The 21,642-nt window shown below is 63.4% G+C and carries 18 protein-coding genes; 6 read left to right on the forward strand and 12 right to left on the reverse strand.

Going from position 1 to position 21,642, the window contains the following annotated elements; translation table 11 throughout:
• Window positions 1-41: 41 nt before the first annotated feature.
• The 7 genes from AC1TPF_RS06505 to AC1TPF_RS06535 form a co-directional block, all read right to left on the reverse strand.
• Window positions 42-857, reverse strand: a complete 816-nt coding sequence (locus AC1TPF_RS06505) for a tyrosine-protein phosphatase (RefSeq protein ID WP_482143153.1) — start codon at window positions 855-857, stop codon at window positions 42-44.
• Window position 858: 1 nt separating this feature from the next.
• Window positions 859-1,878 (reverse strand): AraC family transcriptional regulator, encoded by a 1,020-nt coding sequence (locus AC1TPF_RS06510; RefSeq protein WP_482143154.1) that lies wholly within the window; start codon window positions 1,876-1,878, stop codon window positions 859-861.
• Window positions 1,875-2,576, reverse strand: coding sequence for a hypothetical protein (locus AC1TPF_RS06515; protein ID WP_482143156.1), 702 nt, complete (start codon window positions 2,574-2,576; stop codon window positions 1,875-1,877). Before AC1TPF_RS06515 ends, AC1TPF_RS06510 begins: the two co-directional genes overlap by 4 nt.
• 106 nt (window positions 2,577-2,682) lie before the next feature.
• Entirely contained in the window at window positions 2,683-4,092 is a 1,410-nt protein-coding gene (gene gad, locus AC1TPF_RS06520; RefSeq protein ID WP_482143158.1) for a glutamate decarboxylase, read from the reverse strand.
• A gap of 76 nt (window positions 4,093-4,168) precedes the next feature.
• Entirely contained in the window at window positions 4,169-6,130 is a 1,962-nt protein-coding gene (locus tag AC1TPF_RS06525; RefSeq protein ID WP_482135933.1) for a YhgE/Pip family protein, read from the reverse strand.
• A gap of 1 nt (window position 6,131) precedes the next feature.
• On the reverse strand, window positions 6,132-6,824 hold the full coding sequence (locus tag AC1TPF_RS06530) for an ATP-binding cassette domain-containing protein (protein ID WP_482135932.1): 693 nt from the start codon (window positions 6,822-6,824) through the stop codon (window positions 6,132-6,134).
• A gap of 128 nt (window positions 6,825-6,952) precedes the next feature.
• Window positions 6,953-8,236, reverse strand: coding sequence for a metal-dependent hydrolase family protein (locus AC1TPF_RS06535; protein WP_482135931.1), 1,284 nt, complete (start codon window positions 8,234-8,236; stop codon window positions 6,953-6,955).
• Between the two features lie 673 nt (window positions 8,237-8,909).
• Here AC1TPF_RS06535 and AC1TPF_RS06540 point away from each other — a divergent pair.
• Both AC1TPF_RS06540 and AC1TPF_RS06545 read left to right on the forward strand, forming a co-directional pair.
• A complete protein-coding gene (locus tag AC1TPF_RS06540; RefSeq protein WP_482135930.1) occupies window positions 8,910-10,727 on the forward strand; it encodes an alpha/beta hydrolase in 1,818 nt (605 codons plus the stop codon).
• A 90-nt stretch (window positions 10,728-10,817) separates the two neighbouring features.
• Window positions 10,818-11,798: a linear amide C-N hydrolase gene (locus AC1TPF_RS06545; protein WP_482135929.1), complete on the forward strand. Its 981-nt coding sequence runs from the start codon at window positions 10,818-10,820 to the stop codon at window positions 11,796-11,798.
• A gap of 96 nt (window positions 11,799-11,894) precedes the next feature.
• On the opposite strand, the gene AC1TPF_RS06550 is transcribed toward AC1TPF_RS06545, so the two are convergent.
• Entirely contained in the window at window positions 11,895-12,599 is a 705-nt protein-coding gene (locus AC1TPF_RS06550; protein WP_482135928.1) for a DedA family protein, read from the reverse strand.
• A 116-nt stretch (window positions 12,600-12,715) separates the two neighbouring features.
• On the opposite strand from AC1TPF_RS06550, the gene fbaA reads away from it, so the two are divergent.
• Window positions 12,716-13,753, forward strand: a complete 1,038-nt coding sequence (fbaA, locus tag AC1TPF_RS06555; protein ID WP_482135927.1) for a class II fructose-bisphosphate aldolase — start codon at window positions 12,716-12,718, stop codon at window positions 13,751-13,753.
• Window positions 13,754-13,780: 27 nt separating this feature from the next.
• On the opposite strand, the gene AC1TPF_RS06560 is transcribed toward fbaA, so the two are convergent.
• Window positions 13,781-14,371 (reverse strand): hypothetical protein, encoded by a 591-nt coding sequence (locus AC1TPF_RS06560; protein WP_482135926.1) that lies wholly within the window; start codon window positions 14,369-14,371, stop codon window positions 13,781-13,783.
• Window positions 14,372-14,424: 53 nt separating this feature from the next.
• The gene (locus tag AC1TPF_RS06565) at window positions 14,425-15,984 is read right to left on the reverse strand and encodes an Rv0361 family membrane protein (RefSeq protein ID WP_482135925.1); all 1,560 of its coding nucleotides are present in this window, start codon (window positions 15,982-15,984) and stop codon (window positions 14,425-14,427) included.
• A 196-nt stretch (window positions 15,985-16,180) separates the two neighbouring features.
• Here AC1TPF_RS06565 and AC1TPF_RS06570 point away from each other — a divergent pair, with 196 nt between their 5' ends.
• The 3 genes from AC1TPF_RS06570 to AC1TPF_RS06580 all read left to right on the forward strand — a co-directional run bounded on the left by AC1TPF_RS06570 (window position 16,181) and on the right by AC1TPF_RS06580 (window position 18,733).
• Entirely contained in the window at window positions 16,181-16,597 is a 417-nt protein-coding gene (locus tag AC1TPF_RS06570; RefSeq protein WP_482143159.1) for a DUF3151 domain-containing protein, read from the forward strand.
• Window positions 16,560-17,726 (forward strand): FUSC family protein, encoded by a 1,167-nt coding sequence (locus AC1TPF_RS06575; RefSeq protein WP_482135923.1) that lies wholly within the window; start codon window positions 16,560-16,562, stop codon window positions 17,724-17,726. The genes AC1TPF_RS06570 and AC1TPF_RS06575 overlap by 38 nt, the downstream gene beginning before the upstream one ends.
• A gap of 86 nt (window positions 17,727-17,812) precedes the next feature.
• Window positions 17,813-18,733, forward strand: coding sequence for a cation diffusion facilitator family transporter (locus tag AC1TPF_RS06580; RefSeq protein ID WP_482135922.1), 921 nt, complete (start codon window positions 17,813-17,815; stop codon window positions 18,731-18,733).
• 94 nt (window positions 18,734-18,827) lie between these two features.
• Here the strand turns inward: AC1TPF_RS06580 and AC1TPF_RS06585 are convergent, their stop codons facing one another.
• Together AC1TPF_RS06585 and AC1TPF_RS06590 are read right to left on the reverse strand one after the other, a co-directional pair.
• A complete protein-coding gene (locus tag AC1TPF_RS06585; protein ID WP_482143161.1) occupies window positions 18,828-19,649 on the reverse strand; it encodes an alpha/beta fold hydrolase in 822 nt (273 codons plus the stop codon).
• A 121-nt stretch (window positions 19,650-19,770) separates the two neighbouring features.
• Window positions 19,771-21,642: a sensor histidine kinase gene (locus AC1TPF_RS06590; RefSeq protein WP_482144042.1), complete on the reverse strand. Its 1,872-nt coding sequence runs from the start codon at window positions 21,640-21,642 to the stop codon at window positions 19,771-19,773.

Raw genomic sequence — 21,642 nt, forward strand, 5'->3', positions numbered from 1 at the left:
CGAGGGAAAATAGCCCTCGCTGCCTTGCTATGTGACAGTTTTCAGGGCGATTCGATGAGGTCGGCCCGGAGAGAACGCAGGGTCGACCCGTCGATACCCAGCCCCTTTGTGAAGTAGCCTTCGATGTCGCCGAACTCGCTGTGCATCGCCTCGAATGCGGTATCGAGATAGACCTTTTCGACTCCGAGCACCGGGTGAAGGACCGACGGATCGCCGCCTGCGGCTTCGAAGCCGGCAAACAACGGATGGAGCGCGGGCAGCAGCTGGTCATTGGTGAGCAGGTAGTCGCGGTAGACGTCGGATTCATCGACGCCGAGTACCGAGAGCAACGCCGCAGCAGCCCAACCGGTCCGGTCCTTGCCCGTGGTGCAATGGAACAGTGAAGGTCCTGGCTGCGCACCCGCCAAGCCGGTGAACAGGGTTTTGTAGGCAGCCAAAGCGCTTGGCAGCGTGATGATCTGACGATATGTTCCGGTCATCATCTCGGTCCCGCGACCATCGCCGAGCGCCGAGCTGAGCTGGGCGACAGAGTCGGGATCGGTGAAGACCTTGCCGAGGTTTGCGAGCAGGGCCGTCGCCGAATCCGCGAGGACGTCCAGCGGCAGGTCGTTGACGCCGGTGAGTCCGGGATCAGGTGCGGCACTTCGCTCTGCCGCGGTCCGCAGGTCGTAGACGGTCTTGATCCCGAGTTGATCGAAAGTTTCCCGGCCGCTCTCGCCCAGCCGGTACAACTCGGTGGAGCGGTAGACGGTTGATCCGCGGACCCGGCCACCGTCACCGGTCTCCCAGCCCCCGAGATCACGCAGATTGGGTACACCGGCCACGGCGTAGGGATGCCCTGCTGCCACGTTGTTCAATTCACGGCTCCTTCAAACGTAGTTCGTTCGGGCTGAGACCGAAACGCGAACGGAATCGGTTGCGCATCGTTGCCACCGACGGGAATCCCGAGGCCACCGCGACCTCGCTGATCGACAACAAACGGTTGCTCAACAGCATCTCTCGAGCGGTTTGAGCCCTGCGCTCGGCGATGATGGCGGCCAGCGAGTCGTTGGAGTCCTCGAAATGGCGATAGAGCTGACGACGACTGATGTGCAATGCCCTGGCTATCGAGTCAGGCGTGAAATCGGCGTCACAGTGGTTGCGTTCAACCAGATCGATCGCGGCCTGGCGGACAAAGAGTGCGTTGTCGTTGAGCTGATAGCGGTCGTAATTGAGTTGTCCCAGTGCGGCACGGACCAGTTCGATCGCTGCATGCTCGGTATCGGCGTTGGGTTCGGTTGCTGCACCCGCGGCGGTGTCGTAGGCGAACTGGCGGATGAAGGCTGCGGTCGCCCGGGAGAGCAACGTATGAGATGCCACCGGCCTGCGGGCGAACTCGGCGGTCTGGCGCTGCACTCCGAGTAGGTCGAGTGGTATCACCAGTCCTGCGGGGTCGGCGATGGAATGCGTGCGTTCGACGTACGGTGCGGCATTGCTGATGATCACCAATTGCCCTGGCCGGTAGGCGTAGTCGCGGGTGCCCTGCTTGACGGAAGCGTTGCCGCGCAGCGTGTGAACCCCGACGACAAGATCTTCCGACGGTTGCTCGCGGATGAGGGCTTCGGTGCGTTCGACCAGGAAAGGGGTGTGCAGCGAGCAGAAGGTACCCATCGTGGACAGTTGCCGGACATACATCACCGAATCGAAGTCGTCGGGGTCGTCGATGTTCAACCGAACGTGCTGTCCGTAGTACGGGATACCTTCGCGACCTTTGAGCCGGATCTCATTCGGCCTGGCCGTGACTTCGGGGTCGATTCCGAGCCGACGCTCCCAATCGGTGATCACCTGGGTCGGTAAGCCGCGGTGGACAACGGGTTCGCCCGCAGAGGTCTGCGTCATTGCATACTCCTGGATTGATCTGTCACGAACGCAGCTGCCGGATGTCGGGTCCGGCGCGGAAGCACCAGCGCCGACGCGATCAGGAAGCACAACGCACCGATAAAGGTGCCCCAGTTCGCGATTGCGGTGTCCACGGTGACCCCGGACGTGGTGATGTATGCGCCGACCGCGGAGACCCCGAAGGCGATGCATCCGAGCAGATTCACCTGTGTGGACCACCAGTCGCTGCTGCTCGGCTTCCAGAACGTGTCGGTGTGGGTGAAGGCCACGACGAGCAGAAAGCCACTGACGAGGAAGAAGACGGAACCGCCGGCGTCGGGACTCCAGACGAGGTGCTTTTGGGACGGTATCGAGTGCGCGTCCAGTGCTGCGGTGGTGCTCACGTTGAACATCAGGGTGCCGACGAATTGGGTGGAGGCGGCGAGCCATTCGGCCCGGACCATTGTTCCCGAACCATAGGGGACCGGCGTGGTGACTGCACCACTCCGCAGCAACTGCACCAGTGCGGCGGCGGTGAAGAACCAGGCGCCAACGAAGTAGCAGATGTTGGATGCAGATGCCCCGGCCCAGGAACCGAAGCCGGGGGCAGACCCCAACGCGAACAGGAACGAGCCGATCATGAAGCCCCAGCACTGCTTTTGCAGTGTCGGGGTGAACACGACCCGATGCCAGGTGGGTGTCACAACACCAGTACTCATGACGCCAGGGCATCCTTTCCGCGAGGGGATTGCGGGTAATTCGGTGGTCAGCGAAGTCGGCCGGGAACCGTTGTCATCCAACAATTCCCGGCCGACATGTGGTAAATCAATGGCTGAAGTGTGAGCCTTCACCCACTCGCGGCATCGGTGCGGCGAGGCTGTCGAGGAAGGCCACCTCACCCTCGAGGTCACGGAGAAGGGCGTTGGCCAGGTCGAAGCTCAACCCGGCACGAACCACAATGCGCTGCACGGTCATGTCCGCCATGTCGTCGGCCATCGGATATGCCGGAACCAGCCACCCCTTCATGCGGAGTCGGTCCGAGAGATCGTAGAGATTCCAGTTCTTGGAGTGATCGTCCTTCAGGCGCCACGCGAAGACCGGGATCGTGTCACCCTTGCTGACGAGTTCGAACGGACCGATCTTTTCGATCATCGCGGAAAGGTGTTGTGCCACATCGAGGGATCCCTGCTGCACCTGGCGGAAGCCTTCGCGGCCCAGACGCAGGAACATGTAGTACTGGAGCAGGACCTGAGCGCCGGGGCGCGAAAAGTTCAGCGCCAGTGTCGGCATGTTGCCGCCGAGGTAGGAGCAATGGAAGATCATGCTCTCCGGCAGCGCCGCGGCGTCCCGCCACACGATCCAGCCCACACCCGGGTACACCAGGCCGAACTTGTGGCCGGAAGTGTTGATCGAGACAACGCGGTCGACACGGAAATCCCACTCCAGGTCAGGCTGGCAGAACGGGGCGATCATCGCACCTGATGCGCCGTCGACGTGGATCTTCACATCCAGGCCGGTATCGGCCTGGATCGCGTCGAGCGCCTTGGCGATCTGAGCCACCGGCTCGTACAAGCCGGTGTAGGTCTGGCCCATGATCGCGACCACGCCGATGGTGTTCTCGTCGACGTACTTGTCCAGTTCGTAACCGTCGAGCACCATGTGGTCGGGGCTCACGGGAACCCAGCGGGGCTCGACCTCGAAGTAGTTACAGAACTTCTCCCAACAGACCTGAACAGCGGTCGACAGAACGATGTTCGGGGATTCGGTGGACTTACCCGCGGCCTTGCGGCGGTGCTGCCAGTGCCGCTTGAGTGCGAGACCACCGAGCATGCAGGCCTCGGAGGAACCGATGGTGGACGTGCCGATGGAACTGTCGACGTCGGGCGCATGCCAGAGATCGCCAAGAATCTTCCAGCAGCGCTCTTCGATGGCGGCTGTCTGCGGGTACTCGTCCTTGTCGATCATGTTCTTGTCGACGGTTTCTGCGTACAGCTTCTTGGCCTCGTCGTCCATCCACGTACTGACGAACGTGGCCAGATTCAGCCTGGCGTTACCGTCGAGCATGGCCTCGTCATGCACGATCTGGTACGCGGTCTCCGGAAGGCTCTGCCCCTGCGGGATTTTGAACTTCGGGAGTTCGGTGGCCTCACCGGGTCGCACGAAAACCGTGTTGAGTGTCAACGAATCACCGATATTGGTGGTTTGGCGTGCATTGGTGTGCTGTTGGGGTGCCATTGATTCTCCTGATCTGATCCGGGCTCGGGCTCGGGCTCGCAATATGTTTCGTGAGTTGTTCAGCGCTGACCGCGCTCTAGACCTCGACCGGTGGGTAGAGGCGATCCATGGTGTATTGCCGGTTCCGTCTGGCCGCCAGCGACGACAGGGCCAGGCAGGTCACGGTGATACCTGCGAGTACGGCTATGGCCACCCACAAGCGGTAGTCGACGCCGCCGACCGTGAGCTGTCGCAATCCGTTGACGGTGTAGGTCATCGGGTCGAAATGGTGGATGTACTGAAAGGGTTTGGCGGTGGTCGGTACCGGATAGATGCCGCCGGCCGAAACCAGCTGCAGCATCAGGAAGGCCAGGGTGGCAACACGTCCCACCGCGGTTCCCAGCACGGCGTTGAACATCTGGATGATCGCCAGGAACGTCGCGACGACCAGCAAGAGGAACCCGAAGGTGGCGACCGGGTACTTGGCGTCGAGTCCGACACCAAAGGTGACCACCGTGTACAGCACGGCAGCCTGGGCGAAGCCGACGGCGAATGCGGGGGCGTACGAGGCCAGGACGACGCGGAGTGACGACAAGCCCTGGGCGATCGGACGGGACTGCAACGGGGTCAGCAGCATCCAGGTGATGATGCCGCCGACGAACAGGGCCAGCGACATGAAAAACGGTGAGAAGCCGGTTCCGAAGGTGGGCGCCTCGTTGGTGTACTGCTCTTTGAGCGCCACCGGGTTCGACAGCGTTGCGGCGATGTCCTTCTTCTGCTGATCGGTCCACGACGGCAGTGCCTTCACGCCTTCATCGAGACCCGACGCCAGCTCCGCTGCACCCGCCGACAACGCGGCGGTGCCCGCTGCGAGTTGATTGGCGCCATCGCTGAGTTGGACCAGACCACTACTCAATTGATTTGCACCGGAACTGAGTTCGCCCGCAGCAGCACGAACGGCGAGGAGGTCACTCTGGGCGCCGCCGTTCTCGATGAGCGTCATCCCGAGCCGGACCGGGCTCGACGGATTGCCGAGTTCGGCCGACAGGATCTGCGCGTCGTTGCGGACCTGCGTCAATGTGCTGTCAGTCCCTGTCCCTGCACCCTCGGCGACCAGGAGTCCCTGTGCCTGGACCAGCGTCGCGGCCAGACGCTGCATCACCGGATCCGGGCTCGACTGCATCTGCGACACAACGGAGTCCAGCACCCGGCCGGCCTGCGACTGGTTGTTCGTCGTGCCTGCCAGCTGATCGGCGATCGCAGCCGAATTGGTGCTCAGGCGATCGGCGGTGGCGCTGACCTCGGCGGCACTGAGGCCGGTACCGGTGTTTGCCAGTGCTGCGATCAGCGGGTCCGTTGCGCTGGTCAGCGCACCGGTCACTTCGTCGATCGCCGTGGCGAGCTGCGCGCCACCGTCTTTGGCGGTCACCAGGTTTGTTGCCAGTTCCTGGGCCCCGGTGTTGGCGGTGACCAATCCGGAACTGAGTTCGTCTGCGCCGTCGGCGGCCTGCCTGACCTTGTCCTCGAGCGGACCGGCCTCGTTGAGAACGATGCTGAACGTCTGTGCGCCCACTTGTGCGCTGACCTGGTTGACAACCTGCTGTGCGGCATCCTGGCCGATGACCGTTGCCAGGTAGTTGTTGGCATCGTTGTAGGTGAAGATCAGTTCGGCCGACGTGGGATCGGTGCCGGTCGGTGAGGCGATCGACTCGCTGAAGTCCTCGGGCAGCGTGATCGAGAAATAGTACTTGCCGTGCGCGACGCCGTCCGCGGCCTCTTCTGCCGAGACCTCGTGCAGATCCAGCTGTTTGGATTCGATCAGACCTTGAACCACTTGATCGCCTGCCTTGAGCGGCTCGCCCTGTACGGTTGCACCCCGGTCGGCGTTGACCAGCGCGACCGGGATCTTGTCCGCGGCGGCAAAGGGATTCCAGAACGCCCACAGATACATGGCGCCGTAGAGCAGAGGCATCAGGACGATGACTGCCAGCGCGAGCCGGGGCATCCGGCCGCGGTAATAGCGTTTGAAATCGCTTCCCGGTGAGAAGGCGGCAAACATGTCAGGTCCGATCTGCGGTGTCGAGGCCTACGAACTCGTCGTCGGTGAGGTTGTGGACTGCAATCACGTCGCGGACACCGCGTTCGGGCGTCACAGCGTTGATGTCGGCGGTGATGATGGTCTGGCCGGTGCCCAGAACGATCAGACGGTCGAGGAGCTTGTAGGTGTTCTCCACCCGGGCGAGCTTGTCGACTCCTCCGACCACCAGCAACGGAGGCCTGCCGATGTTGGCAACGGCAATCCGGAACAGTGTTGCGGTCAGTTCGGGAAGCTCTTCGACATAGGCTTCCATCGGGGGGAGTGGGTAGGGACCGAACACCGGGGTGCAGATCCGCTCGAGGTCTTCGATTCGTGATTGCCCGACCCAGCGATACCACGGTGCGGTCCACCGGATCTGCTCTGTCACAACATCACTGACCCGAATGGTCTGTTCGATGCCGTCGACCTCGTCGATGTTGGCGATCGCGGCCTGATCGAACAGGTGGCCGGCGGCATCGGTGAGACCAAAGGCGGTCAGGTGTCCGGAGGTGGGCTTCATCCGCCCGGCGAGGGTGAGCAGCAGGGCGGTCCGTCCACGCCCGCCCGGCCCGGACAGGATCGTCACACCGCCTTCGGCGACGCGAAAGCTGACGGGACCGTAGATATGGCCCCACGAAGCGCGTACGCCGATGTCCTCGGCCACGATCAGTGTCACCAGGGACCGACCTCTGGATAGAGCTGTGCCATCGCAATGCCTTTCATGGGAACCGGCGACTCCGCACCGGCTGATGCGCAGGCGCGGAGTCCATCGTCAATGCAGTTGTGCTGCGAGAGCTGTGATGTTCAGAGCGTGTTCTTGAAGATTTCGCCGCTCTTGATGATGAGGTTGAAGTTCTTCTCCGGATCGGACAGGACCGAGAGGTCTTCGAGCGGGTTGCCCTCGACCAGCAGGAGGTCGGCCCACGAACCCTCTTCGATGACACCGAGCTTCGCAGATCCATAAGGGTTGCGCTCGCCGGACATCTCGAACAGATCGGCGTTGCCAGAGGTGAGCATCCGCAGTGACTCGAGATTCGAGTAGTGGTCGCCGAGACGGGTGGCCATCACGCTTTGCAGAGGTGCTGACTGCGGCTCGAGAAGCAGGTCGGTGCCGAATGCCACCTTGACGCCGTGCTTCTTGGCCCAGGCGTACACGTCGTCGGTACCGTGGCAGATCTGCCGATTCTTCTCGGCGCGATCGGGATCGGGATAGTGGTGGTCGGCCTCGGCGAACGGCTGCATGGACAGCCACAAGCCCTTCTCGCCGATGAGGGCAACGGTGGACTCGTCGGCAAGATGTCCGTGCTCGATGGAGCGGACACCGGCGTCGATGGCCCGCTTGATCCCGGGCACCGTGTAGACGTGGGTTGCGACGTAGGTGCCGTAGTCCTCGGCTGCCCGGACGGCAGCGCGGATCTCTTCCGGTGTGAACTGCAGGGTGTAAAGGGGGTCGTACATCGATGCGGCGCCACCGCCGATGGTCAATTTGATCTGTGAGGCACCCTTGCGGAGCTGTTCGCGAACAGCGGCGAGCACGCGGTCGACACCGTCGGCGGTACGGGTGAATCCAATTGAATCCGTGCGACTTTCGGTACCACCGAAGACCGGTGGCGTCTCGTAGACAAAGGCGAAGTCGGCATGACCGGAGGTCTGGGAGATCATCGCCTGGCTGGGATAGATGCGGGGACCGGCGAAGTCTCCGCGATCGATGACGGTCTTGACCGGTGCCAGATCGCCACCCATGTCGCGGACTGTTGTGAAGCCGCGCAGCAACATTCGTTTGGCTTCGGAGAGAGTGTTGGCGAAAAGCAGACCGGTCGGGCCGGTGACAAAATCGAGGTAGCCGTTCGCATTGCCCATCAAATGGACGTGAGCGTCGGTCATGCCGGGCATGAGGAACCGTCCGCCGCCGTCGATCACCTTGGTGGGTCGGCTCGGATCTTCCGCGATGGGAGACGTCGATACCGCAGAAATATGCGGCCCGTCTGTTAATACATCAGCATTCTCTATCACGCGCTCTGAGCGACCGTCGAATACCCGTACATTCCGAATGAGAAGCCGCTCGTTGGCGGGCCCTTGGCTGGACATGGAACTCAATCTAACTCAGCACTGTCCGAAATGTCCACGAGCGCAGAATATCGCGAGCTGCTAATACTTGGCATGAAATTGTCCCTTCAGATCCATGTTTTAGTAGTCGGTCCAGCCTCTAGAATTGCGTGGTCGAAGGCCGTTTCGTATCGGGTCTCGATCGGATGTTCTGGCTGGAGAAACTTATGTTCGCAAAGGTAAAGCAGCCCGCCTGCGGTGGCACGATATCGGGCGATCTGGCACATTTTTGCTTTGTCGAGATTTGATGCCGGTTCTGTGGTATCTGGATCACCGGGCGGCGCAAATTGCAATATAGATGTGCATTCTGGCCGACAAGTGAACATTCTTTTCGGTGCGATCACGCTCCAGGTGACTGCGGTCGGGTCCGTGCCGCGAGAACGTGTTGTTGGCACAGAATCGACGTGGTGATGCCGCAGTCGGTTTGTCCCATTGCGTCATCGCCCCGTCATCTGGGATTGTTGGGAACACATTGACTGGCTCGCACGCACCTGTTCCCCCACTGATCCTTTGAGTCCGGTTTGAATACAGCGAATCGTCGCCGCCCTGATGGCCGGTCCCACGTCGATCCTGAAGTTGTGGATATGGCGCTGCAACTGCCGGGTTCGGCGAGGGAGTTCATCCAATCAGGGATGCCCCCTCGAAAAGGACAGAGATGAGCCAGATCCCCGAGCAGTTGTCGACCCCCCGGGAGCCGGACGATCGGTCGCCCGACGATCAGTCGCCCGACACCAATCTGCCAGACGCCGGTTCGGTCGACACAGAGTCGGCCGAGATGGCGGCCGCCGATGAACCGAAGAAGCCCAGGTTTCATCGAATCCGGCAGTGGCTCTCCAAGTTCGAGCCCGTGGGATTGGTGCTCGGCCTGTTCTTCTACGCCTGGTCGATGTCGCCATCGCTGCTACCGCGGGCGTGGTATCTGCAGGCGGTCGCCACCGGCATCAGTGTTGCGATCGGTTACGGCATCGGTGTTCTGGTTGTTTGGATATTCCGTAAATGCGGGCTGACCCGTGAGTGGCCGAGGACATGGCGGCGGTTCGGTTGGTATGCAATCGCGCTCGCCGCGCTGATCGTTCTGCCGCTGTTCCTGGTGCTGGGTTCGTGGTGGCAGGACATCACGCGTGAACTGGTCGGGATCGAACCGGGGAGCAACTGGGACTACATCGGGGTGTTCGCCGTCGGTGTTGTGGTGTTCTTTGCCTGCCTGTACCTCGGTCGTGGTCTGAGAGCGCTTGCGAAGCTGCTGTATCGCCTGGTCGACCGTTTTCTACCGACCCCGATCGCGATGGGTGCCAGCGCTCTGGTGGTTGCAGTGGTGCTCGTTCTCGCCGTCGAGGGCCTGGTCTCCGCAGGGATCGGCCGAATCGCAAACGGTTCTGCCATGGTTGCCGATGAAGGAACCGCCGAAGGCGTGGTCCAGCCGACAGAGCCGGAGCGTTCGGGTTCTCCGGAATCGCTGGAGAGCTGGGACTCGCTGGGCCGCGAGGGCCGCACATTTGTGGCAGGCGGCCCGCGTCAGCAACAGATCGCAGAGCTGACCGGGCGGCCTGCGCAGGAGCCGATCCGTGCCTACGCCGGACGGGCGTCCGTAGACGAGTCCGGATTGGACGAAGGCGCACCGACGGTGAACGCGTTGGCCGAAGGCGTCGTGGCCGAACTCGACCGGACCAACGCATTCAGTCGCGAGTATCTGGCCGTGGTCACCACCACCGGCCGGGGTTGGGTCAACCAGAATGTCGCGGCATCGCTGGAATACCTTGCAGGCGGAGATTCTGCGATTGCCGCCATGCAGTATTCGTTCCTTCCCAGTCCGATGGCATTTCTTGCGGACAGGGAAACGCCCCGTTTGGCCGGACGGGCATTGTTTGAAGCGGTCTACGATCGGTGGAGTTCCTTTCCGGAAGACAGTCGACCCAAGCTTCTGGTGTTCGGAGAATCGTTGGGCTCCTACGGTTCACAGGATGCTTTCTCCGGCGCACAGGACATGATCTCCAGAACCGATGGTGCATTGTTTGTGGGAACCCCCAACTTCACCGAGCAGTGGCGACGGATCACCGATTCGCGTGATCCCGGCAGCCGGGAGATCCTGCCGGTGATCTATGGGGGCGAGAACGTCCGGTTTGCATCCTCACCCGAGGATCTCTACGAGCCGGGGATGGGCGAGTGGGAGACCCCGAGGATCGTCTACTGGCAGCATCCGAGCGACCCGATCGTCTGGTGGTCATCGAATCTGCTTCGTAGCAAACCGGATTGGCTGGATGAACCCCGCGGCGACGACATCGACAAGGGTATGACGTGGATACCGTTCGTCTCGTTCTGGCAGGTCACCCTCGACATGGTGTTCGCTGCCGAGGTGCCCTACGGTCACGGGCATTCGTATGGTCCGGAGGCGGTGTTCTTCTGGAATCAGATACTCGATCTCAACGATCAGGAACTCTCTGACCGAATCTATGCAACCCTGCAAGGGAACTGATTTCCGCAGCTGTCGAAATATGTTGGTGGACAGTCGATTATCGCAATTCGCGAACCGATGGATGGTTGGCACAACGATGGAGGATGTTTAATGTGTACGCGCGCGGTGTATCTGGGTCCCGACGGCAATGTGATCACCGGTCGTTCCATGGACTGGAAGCTTGATCTGGCCACAAATCTGTGGGCGTTTCCACGAGGTATCAAGCGTGATGGCGTTGCCGGACCCAACTCGATCGAATGGACATCGAAGTACGGCAGCGTTGTCGCCGCTGCCTACGACATCTGCACCACCGACGGTCTCAACGAGGCGGGTCTCTCGACCAATCTGCTGTGGCTGGCCGAGTCGGAGTACCCGACCGGGGATCCCTCGAAGCCGACGTTGTCGATCGCGGCCTGGGCGCAGTATGTGCTCGACAACTTCGGCTCGGTGGCGCAGGCCGTTGCAGCGTTGAGCGATGAACCCTTCGTGCTGGTCACCAGTGGGGTACCAGGTGAGGACCGCCTTGCGACACTGCACTTGTCGATGTCGGATGCAGGCGGTGACAGCGCGATCATCGAATATGTCGGCGGAAAACAGGTGATCCACCACAGTGGCGACCACCAGGTGATGACCAACTCGCCCATCTTCGATGAGCAGCTCGCACTCAACCGGTACTGGGAGCAGATCAACGGGACGGTGATGCTGCCCGGAACCAATCGCGCCGCGGACCGATTCGCGCGTGCATCGTTCTACATCAACGCGATTCCCAAAGTCGACGATCCGAAGGTGGCACTGGCGAGTGTAATGAGTGTGATCCGCAATGTTTCTGTGCCGTTCGGAATCTCGACACCGGACGAGCCGAACATCTCGTCCACCCGCTGGCGGACGGTCGCCGACCACAAACGCAAGCTGTATTTCTTCGAGTCGGCACTGACCCCGAACACCTTCTGGGTCGATCTCAATACGATCGACTTCGCCGAGGGTGCCGACGTCCTCAAGCTCGATCTGGGGCCGGACGAGGCGAACACGTTTGCCGGCGAGACCGCCGGAGATTTCAAGATCTCTGAGCCGTTCGCCTTCATGGGCGTGTAGCGCTGCACGGGCTGACAGCCGGAAAACTCACGCCCGCGCAGTCTTTGCAGACTGCGCGGGCGTGAGAATTGCGAGCGGATCTCGCGGAGGTGGGGACTAGACGGTGTCGGAGAAAGGTTCCGTGGCCGAGGCGTTCTTCGGGCGTTTGCGACGACGGTAGGCCTCCCACACCATTGGCAGGATCGATACCAGCACGATGAGGATGAAGATCGGCTCGATGAGCTTCTGGACGATCTCGAACCCGCCGAGCCAGTAGCCCAGCAACGTGATGCCGCAACCCCAGACGATCGCGCCGATCACGTTGTAGATGGCGAACACGCGGTACTTCATCTCGGCTGCGCCGGCGATGATCGGCGCGAGCGTCCGCACGATCGGGACGAATCGGGCCAACAGGATGGTGACCGGGCCGTGCTTCTCGAAGAACTCGTGTGCCTCGGTGATGTAGCGCTGTTTGAGGAAACGGGCGTCGGGTTTGAACATCGCGGTCCCGGCGTACCGGCCGATCCAGTATCCGATCTGACCACCGATGATCGCGGCGATCGGTATGAAGATCAGCAACTGCCACAGTGTTGCGAAGTCGTCGACACCTTCCTTACCGCCCGCCGCCACCACCATGCCTGCGGTGAACAGCAGCGAGTCGCCCGGGAGGACAGGGAACAACACGCCTGATTCGATCAGGATGACGACCAGCAGGCCCACGAGGGCCCAAGTCCCGAACCACCCCAGCAGGGTCACAGGGTCCAGGAATCCGGGCATCAAAGCGACATTTGTCGTGGTCTGGGCAAGCGCATTCTCGATCACAGGGCCCAAGGGTACCGGGTGTCCGATTTCGCATCCGGCAACCGGGTTCAGACGGTGCGGTGTGGTCCTTGCCATACTTGTTCAGAGACAACCACGAAACTGCTGCTGGAGGACATATGCCCATTGCAACCCCCGAACAATATGCACAGATGCTCGATGCGGCCAAAGAGGGCGGGTTCGCATTCCCGGCCATCAACTGCACCTCGTCGAACAGCATCAACGCCGCGATCAAAGGATTCGCCGACGCCGGTAGCGACGGAATCATCCAGTTCTCGACCGGTGGTGCCGAGTTCGGGTCGGGTCTGGGCATCAAAGACATGGTCACCGGCGCGGTGGCGCTCGCCGAGTTCGCTCACGTTGTTGCCGAGAAGTACAACGTGCTGGTCGCCCTGCACACCGACCACTGCCCCAAGGACAAGCTCGACACCTACGTCCGCCCGCTGATCGAGATCTCGCAGGCGCGCGTCGACGCCGGCCAGAATCCTTTGTTCCAGTCGCACATGTGGGACGGCAGCGCGGTACCGCTCGACGAGAACCTCGAGATTGCCAAGGAGTTGCTGGCCAAGGCCGCGGCCGCGAAGATCGTGCTCGAGATCGAGATCGGCGTCGTCGGTGGCGAAGAAGACGGTGTCGAGAACGAGATCAACGACAAGCTGTTCACCACGGCCGAAGACTTCGAGGCCACCATCGAGGCACTCGGCGCCGGCGACACGGGCAGCCGTTACCTGCTGGCCGCAACGTTCGGCAACGTGCACGGCGTCTACAAGCCGGGCAACGTCAAGCTGCGTCCCGAGGTTCTCAAGACCGGCCAGGACGTGGCCGTCAAGAAGCTGGGTCTGCCCGAAGGCTCCAAGCCCTTCGACTTCGTCTTCCACGGCGGATCGGGCTCGCTCAAGAGCGAGATCGAAGAGTCGCTGAGCTACGGCGTCATCAAGATGAACGTCGACACCGACACCCAGTACGCGTTCACCCGTCCGATTGCCGGTCACATGTTCGAGAACTACGCCGGCGTCCTGAAGGTCGACGGCGAGGTCGGCAACAAGAAGTTCTACGACCCGCGCAACTACCTGAAGAAGGCAGAAGCGTCGATGAGCGAGCGTGTCGTCGAGGCCTGCAACGACCTCAAGTCGACGGGCAAGTCGATCCTGGGCTGATAACAGCTCAGAGCGTCAGTCCGACCCTCAGAGCATCAGACCGACGAGGACTGCCAGCGCCAGCACGATCAACGCAGCGGCCGCACATAAGACCGAGGTATCAACCCGGCGGTGCGGCCGTTGCGTCGTTGTCATGCGAATCGCACTGGGATCGACCTCTGCCTGCTGATAGGCCGATTGCGGGCCCCGCTGCATCGGGCCCCGCTGGCTTGCCGGATACGGCTGGGACGGACGATGCCCGGGATAGGACTCGGGCGGATACGGCCGGCCCGGATAGGTCTGCGAATAGATCGGCGCGGGATTGGCCTGGGTGTGACCGGGCTGGGCGGGATAGGGCGTCGCCGAGTAGGCGGCAGGCGGCGAATAGACGCCTGGGCGAGACGGCGCAGCCGATGCCTGGTTGAACTGGGCGGTCGGCGCCTGCACCGACCGTGCCTGGTGTGGCGGCGCGTGATGTCGCGCAGCGGGCACCGGGGCGGTGGTGGCGCGAGAATTGTCCACTGCAGACCAGTCCGACCGGGCTGGCTGCGGGACCGACCGGACGCCAGTGGCTGGTGCGTTCACCACACGGTCTTCGGCGGGCATGTTCACGGATGGCCGATCTTGCGATGAGGGCACCTGAGGAAGCCTAGCGTCCTCGCACAGAAGAAATGCAGGCGTTCAGCGAGCCATCAGCCCTTACAGACCTTCCATTCACCGTCGATCTTGCTCAGCGTCAGTGCCACATCCAGCTTTTCGTTGGGCGTTGCGGTCTTGTAGGCGATCACTTCGACCACCGCGGCGTCGCCGTCATCGATGATCTTCGAGGCCTTGACCCCGTCGACACCGACGAGTTCGTTGTTGGACTGCTGGAGCCGATGATCTTCCGCGAACTCCTGATCGGACATCGCGGTGAAGCGTTCCAGGGCCTCACCGCAGGTGATGGAGCGCAGTACAACGATGTTGCCGTCGTGCAACGCGGTCACGTATTCGAGAGCGCGGTCGGCTGCGACATCGGCGGGGGCCACCGAGTCTTCACTGCTGCCTGCCACCAGGGCGATCACCACGACAATTGCTGCGACGATCGCAACGAGCGCAACGAGTGACGCCCACAGACCCTTGCGGGACTTCTTGGGGTTGTTCTCGGGCGGCCGCTTCTGTGGGTTGCCGCCACCGGCTGGAATGTATTGCGGCGCAGCAGGTTCGGCTTTCCAGTTTCCGGCGGGTGATGACGGGGCGACCGGAGGTGCGGCGGCCGCAGGTGGCGGTGCGACCTTTCCGATGTTGATTCGTTCGGTGGCCGCCTCCGAACCGGTGTTGATCCGCTCGGTTTGGTTGTCGTCGGCAGGGGATCCGGCCGGTGCAATCGGGGCGACCGGCATCGGGGGCACCGCAGCGAAACGGGTGGTCTCGGCGTTGCTGAAGTCGAGGGACTGAGGCGGGGTCGATCCGCGCACATCGGTGGCCGGTTCGGCCTCGTCGGTGTGGTCCGGAGCTTCGGCCACCGGCTCGGGGCTCGCGGGCTCGAATGCCTCGACCTCAGATGCTTCGAACTCGGGGGCCTCGGCCTCTGTTGCCTCTGTTACCGCCGCCTCGGGTGCTTCGACCTCGGGTGCTTCGACCTCGGGCGCTTCAACGTCAGGTGCTTTGACTTCGGGTGCCTCGGGTTCGAGCACCTCGGCCCCGGCTGCGGCGGTCGCAGACGCGGTGAACTCATCGACCGGTTCGCCGTCGTCTTCCACTGCTGCGACTTCCGCTGCTGCGCCTTCGGGTGCCTCGACCTCGGTTGCCTCGACCTCGGTTGCCGCTGCCTCGGGTACTTCGACCTCGGTTGCCGCTGCCCCGGGTGCTTCGACCTCGGACTCGGTGTCGGGCGTTTCTGGGTCCTGTTCTTCGGGAGCCAGGGCTTCGGTGTTGGGAGCCTCGGTGTCGGGAGCGTCGGTGTTGGGAACGGCGGTCTGCGGCGCGGCGGGTGTGGCGATCGGCCTTGTCAGCCCGGCGTCGTTTGCCCTGGTGTTGTCGGCACCGGTGTTGTCGGCGGTGTTATCTGCCCCGGTGTCGTTCGAAGGGCCGTCGGTCGACCCGGAGGCCTGCGCGACGGGTGCCTGATCGGATGCCGCCTGGTCGGGTGTCGCCTGGTCTGCGCGCTCCGGCCTGCGGTCGAGTCGGTTCTGCGGTGCGGTAGGCGTCTGAGCTGCCGGCCCGTATTTCCCCTCGCGACGCTTACGGAACGTCGAAAACGTCCGGTTCACAAACGAATTACCCTCATCGTCAGGATGTGACATCCACCCAGCCCTGTCCCTAGACCGACAACTGATTTCAGCGCGCAGAAGCGGGTGGACGACTCATATCGAGATACCCCCCGCGCAGCGTTCGGCTCACCCTATCGAACCGACGGGCAGGTGGACGGGTCGACCGGTTGTCGGGCAGAGCTGCGACAATGTAGCGATGACGTCGTTCGGAGATCTTCTCGGCCCCCAGCCCACCCTGTTGACCGGTGATGACGAGGCAGAATCGGACCTGTTGAACGGGGCCGATCCAGCCGCCGTCGCCGCAGCCCATCCCACTGCTTCGATCGCCTGGGCCTACCTGGCGGAAGCGGCCATGAACGAGGGCGCAACCATCACCGCGTACGCCTACGCGCGGACCGGCTACCACCGCGGACTCGATCAGCTCCGCCGCCATGGCTGGAAGGGATTCGGTCCGGTGCCGTGGCGCCACGAGCCCAACCAGGGATTCTTGCGTTGTGTCGGGGTTCTGGCCCGGGCCACGCAGACGATCGGTGAGGAAGACGAATACCTCCGTTGCCTCGACCTGCTCAACGAAAGTGACCCCGCAGCCGCCGGCGAGCTCGGGCTCGCCTGACTCGGCCGGTCGGCAGGGTCGCCGCCTGATCGACCGCATCCCGATTGATCGTGAGCGGATCCCGGCTCGCCTTCGTGCGCCGCTACAGCGCTTGCGGGTGGCCATCGTGCCGGTCCTGCAATGTGCGCTGGGTGCCGGCCTGGCCTGGCTGATCGCGACCGAGGTCTTCGGGCACAAGCAACCCTTTTTCGCGCCGATCGCCGCGGTGATCTCCCTCGGTCTCTCGGTGGGCAGGCGATGGCGCCGTGCGCTCGAGGTGACATTCGGTGTCACCGTGGGCGTGGGCGTCGGCGACCTCATCATCTCGGTGATCGGATCCGGCACCTGGCAGATCATGGTCGTGGTGGTGATCGCGATGTCGTCGGCGATCCTTCTCGACAAGGGGCCGCTGGTTCCCATGCAGGCGGCCAGCTCGGCGGTGCTTGTCGCGACGCTGCTGCCGCCCGGCGGGATCGAAGGCTTCAACCGCGTGATCGATGCGTTCACCGGGGGTGTCGTCGCGCTCGTGGTCATCGCGCTCATACCGACGCATCCGGTGCTGCGCGCCCGGCGTGATGCCGCCGATGTCCTGTCCACGATGGCCGATGTCCTGCTCGACGTGGCGGGAAGTCTGCGCCGGATGGATCGGGATCGGGCCCGCGCGGCGCTTCACCGTGCTCGCGGCACACAATCGGGTATCGACGCGATGCGGTCAGACCTTTCCGGCGGCAAGGAGATCAGCCGGATCTCGCCGCTGCACTGGGCAAATCATTCACGGTTCGAGCGGGTGGCCGCGGTGGCCGATCCGCTCGACAACGCGGTCCGCAATGTCCGGGTGTTGGCGCGCCGAGCTGCTGCGGCCGTCGAGAACTCCGAACGCATCCAGCCCGAGGTCATCGAATTGGTTTCGCAGCTCGGGCACGCTTTTTACGTGATCAACGACGTGATGCTGGCCGATCCGGGTCGCCAGCCCGATGAGGCGGAGGGCGCACGGGTGCTGCGCAGTATCGCGCGGCGGGCGGGTAAGAGTCTGGTCGCCGACAGCGGTCTCACGGAGACCGTGATCCTGGCGCAGGTCAGGTCGACGGTGGTCGACCTGTTGATGGTCTGCGGGCTGTCCCGGGTGTCGGCGATTGCGACATTGCGGTGAGTCGCACCCTTGCAACACATGCATGAACGTGCATATATTGGGATCCGGCTGAATCAGGCCGTATCTGTCTAACCGAGGGAGCGCTGGTGGGTCACTCGCACAGCCATACCGGCCACAGTCATTCACCCGCCGCGACGGGGGAGCACCGCAGGCTGTGGCCCATGGCGGTCGGCGCCATCATCATCTCGGTCTTCTTCGTCCTGGAGATAACCGTCGGCGTCATGGTGAACTCGCTGGCACTGATCGCCGACGCGGGCCACATGCTCACCGACGTGGTGGCGATGTTGATGGGGCTCGGCGCGCTGCTGCTCGCCCGCCACGGCGCGACCGACGATGTGAAGACATTCGGCTGGCATCGCGCCGAGGTGTTCACCGCCATCGCCAACGCGATCCTGCTGATGGGTGTCGCGGTCTACGTCCTGTACGAGGCCATCGAGCGCATCGGCACCGACCCTGACGTCCCGGGACTGACGCTGGTGATCGTCGCCCTCATCGGACTGGCCGCCAACATCGTGGTGATGCTGCTCCTGCGCGCCGACTCCAAGGGGAGCATTGCGGTGCGCGGGGCGTACATGGAGGTACTCGCAGACGCCGTCGGATCGGTGGGTGTGCTGATCGCCGGCGTTGTCACCATGACCACGAATTGGCCCTACGCCGACCTCGTCGTCGCCGTCCTGATCGCCTTGTGGGTGGCGCCGCGCGCCATCAAGCTGGCCCTCGACGCCCTGAGGATCCTGGCGCAGCAGGCCCCGCAACACGTGGACGTGGACAAGATCCGGTGCGAACTCGTCGGCATCGACGGAGTCACCGACGTCCACGACCTGCACGTGTGGACCCTGACCACCGGCATGGATGTGGCGACGGTGCACGTGACCGCCACCTCCGACAATGCGGCGGTCCTACTCGCGGCCCGGGAAGTGCTCGAGGCCCACGGACTCGATCACGCCACCATCCAGGTCGACCCGGCAGGCATGCAGGAGAACTGCCACAAGAAGATCACCTGGTAATCCCTGCCGCCAACGCCCGATACTGTGCCCTTTTGGCGAACCCCACCTGGGGTTTTACTCGCCAAAAGGGCACAGCATCGGGATTGGGTGGGGGCTATTTCTTGATGAAGTCGAGGATGTCGGCGATGAGGGCCTTCTGGTACGCACCGTAGATGCCGTGCGGGGCACCCGGGTACACCTTCAGTGTGCCGTTGCGCACCAGCTTGATCGACTTCTCTGCCGCAGCGGCGATCGGCACGATCTGATCGTCGTCACCGTGGGCGATCATCATCGGCACGTCGATGGCCTTGAGATCTTCCGTCTGGTCGGTTTCGGAGAACGCCTTGACGCAGTCATAGGCCGCCGTCAGATTCACCAACATGCCCTGCCGCCAGAAGTCGTCCTTGGCACCTTGCGACACATTCGAGCCCTCTCGGTTGGCACCGAAGAATGCCACGCTCAGGTCCTGGTAGAACTGCGACCGGTCGTTCAGGACGCCTTCCCGGATCCCGTCGAATACCTCGATCGGCGCGCCCTCCGGGTTGTCCGGGGTCTGCACCATGAGCGGTGGGACGGCTCCGGCCGTGATGACCTTGGAGACCCGGCCCTTTCCGTGCTGTGCGGCGTATCGGACGACCTCGCCGCCGCCCGTGGAGTGCCCGATGAGGACCAGGTCGGTGAGATCTAGCGCTTCGACCAGCTCCGCCAGATCCTTTGCGTAGGTGTCCATGTCATTGCCGGTTCCGGTTTTCGACGAGCGGCCGTGACCCCGGCGATCGTGTGCGATCGCGCGGTATCCGGCGTCGGCGAGCAGCTTGATCTCGACCTGCCAGGCGTCGGACGACAGCGGCCAGCCATGACTGAGCAGAACCGGCTGTCCGGTGCCTTGCTCGGTGTAGTAGATCTCGGTTCCGTCGGTGGTGGTGATGTAAGGCATGTGTCCTCCTTGGTCGGTGTTTCTCTCGTCGTCTGAACCAATATTCGTCGATCGAGGCGGAGTTGTCGTCGCTGCTGGCGCCCAACTCCGCAGGGTGCTGGCCGGTGTGGACATATACCGGCTAGCCGGTATTCGCGGTCTGGACTCTGCCCGGTACCGGGATTCGGGCGGTCAGCGTGGTGCCGACACCCGCTGGGCTCGACACCGTGAAGACACCGTTCACGGCCTCGATGCGGTCGCGTAGGCCGATGAGTCCAGAACCGTTGTCGGGCTGCGCATTTCCGGATCCGTCGTCGGTCACCGCCAGGTCCAGGGTCTCGGCGTCGACAATCGCGGTCACCTCGACCCCGGACGCCCGCGCGTACTTCGCGGTGTTGGTCAGTGCCTCCGCGACGACGTAATACGCGGCGACCTCGACGGTGTCGGGCAGGCGTCCCTCGATTCGGACGGTCAGTGACACCGGCACTGCCGAACGGCGGGCAAGTGTCTTCAGAGCCGGACCCAGGCCACCTCGCGACAGGATCGCCGGATGGATACCGCGGGACAGCTCTTGCAGGTCTGTGTGGACCAGGGACAGGGCGTCAACGATGTCGTCGAGACGGTTTCGGAGATCGGGTCGGTCGTGGGGGATCGCAGCCTGGGTGCTGCGCAACTCGAGTCCGAGTGACACGATCCGTTGCTGGGCGCCGTCGTGCAGATCCCGCTCGATCGCGCGTCGTGCCTGATCGGCTGCTGCGATGACGCGCGCCCGGGAGCGGGTCAGCGCGGAGCGTGACTCGTCGTTGTACACCGCTGTGGCCACCAGTTCGGCGAAATCGTTGAGGCGCACACGGATGTCCGCGATCGGAGCACGCTCGCGGATCCCGATGACGATCGCACCCCAGGTCCTGCCCTCCACGGTGATCGGCACACCGATGCCCGAGCTGATGCCACGCGCATGCAGGCGTGCGGCGATGGGGCCGGTGGCCTCTGCGTAGTCGGTCACCTCGATGTCGCCGGACTCGAGGACCCTTGTGGAGATGTTGTTTCCGCCGAGTTGGAGTCGTTCGCCGACGGTCAGGCCTGCGCCGCTCGGATCGGCGTCGTCACCGTCGCGGGCCGCGAGGACCATGCAGTAGCCATCCTCGGAGAAGCCGACGAGTGAGACGTATTCGGCGCCGAGTTCGTCGGCGAGTTCGTCGGCGACCGCCGCGTACACGTCCTCCGGTTTTGTCCGCGAGGCAACGAGGGTGGCGACCCGGCGTAGCGCTGCCTGCTGTCGGCCCAGTGCGACGGTCCGCTCGTAGAGGACCTCACGATCCTGGGACGCCGCCAGCAGGGCCTCCAGGCCGGGAACCATCCGCTGCACCCGCAGCAGATCGGCGGCAGCGAGATCGGCGGGCACGAGCAGTGACCCGATAGAGCGATCGTCGTCCTTGAGCGCAATGCGCCGCTGCGTCGAGGTACCGGGTTCTTCGTCGGTGGTGATGACAGCGCCGGGTGGCGGAAGCTCGAGTACATCGGTCAGCCGCGCGCCGGCGGCGGTCAATGCCTGCGGGAGATCCGCTGCCCGCAACACCGTCCGAGCCAGCGCTGCGGACAGATCGGCTTCCCTTCGACGCTGATCGGACTCGATTGCACGCAGACGAGACTGTCCCACAAGCAAATTGGTGAGCAACGCCAAGACCAGGAACACCACGACCGCCGGACCCGTGCTCTCCGTGCCCTCACTGGCGTGGAACCACGCGTACGCGACAGTGCTCGCGACCGACGTGACCACGGCGAGCCCGAATCCCCACCGCGCGGACACCACGAGGACACCGAACAGGAACACCGCGCCGAACGCATCCTCCGGCGCGAGCTGTTTGAGGAGATGCACAACGGCCACTTCGGCCGCGATGAAGATGACCGCGGTGGCGATACCCCAGCCCAGCGGCGGCGCGGTGGGCCGCAACACCAGGGCTGCGATCCGCTCCCACTGCGATCCGTGGTCGATGTTCCGGCTAGCGGGCAT

This window comes from Williamsia sp. Y853 (assembly GCF_056786495.1).

Coding starts and splice junctions, on each gene's coding strand:
- AC1TPF_RS06510 (WP_482143154.1), bottom strand. CDS start 1,878: ATGACGCAGACCTCTGCGGGCGAACCCGTTGTCCACCGCGGCTTACCG.
- AC1TPF_RS06515 (WP_482143156.1), bottom strand. CDS start 2,576: ATGAGTACTGGTGTTGTGACACCCACCTGGCATCGGGTCGTGTTCACC.
- gad (WP_482143158.1), bottom strand. CDS start 4,092: ATGGCACCCCAACAGCACACCAATGCACGCCAAACCACCAATATCGGT.
- AC1TPF_RS06525 (WP_482135933.1), bottom strand. CDS start 6,130: ATGTTTGCCGCCTTCTCACCGGGAAGCGATTTCAAACGCTATTACCGC.
- AC1TPF_RS06535 (WP_482135931.1), bottom strand. CDS start 8,236: ATGTCCAGCCAAGGGCCCGCCAACGAGCGGCTTCTCATTCGGAATGTA.
- AC1TPF_RS06540 (WP_482135930.1), top strand. CDS start 8,910: ATGAGCCAGATCCCCGAGCAGTTGTCGACCCCCCGGGAGCCGGACGAT.
- AC1TPF_RS06545 (WP_482135929.1), top strand. CDS start 10,818: ATGTGTACGCGCGCGGTGTATCTGGGTCCCGACGGCAATGTGATCACC.
- fbaA (WP_482135927.1), top strand. CDS start 12,716: ATGCCCATTGCAACCCCCGAACAATATGCACAGATGCTCGATGCGGCC.
- AC1TPF_RS06570 (WP_482143159.1), top strand. CDS start 16,181: ATGACGTCGTTCGGAGATCTTCTCGGCCCCCAGCCCACCCTGTTGACC.
- AC1TPF_RS06585 (WP_482143161.1), bottom strand. CDS start 19,649: ATGCCTTACATCACCACCACCGACGGAACCGAGATCTACTACACCGAG.
- AC1TPF_RS06590 (WP_482144042.1), bottom strand. CDS start 21,642: ATGCCCGCTAGCCGGAACATCGACCACGGATCGCAGTGGGAGCGGATC.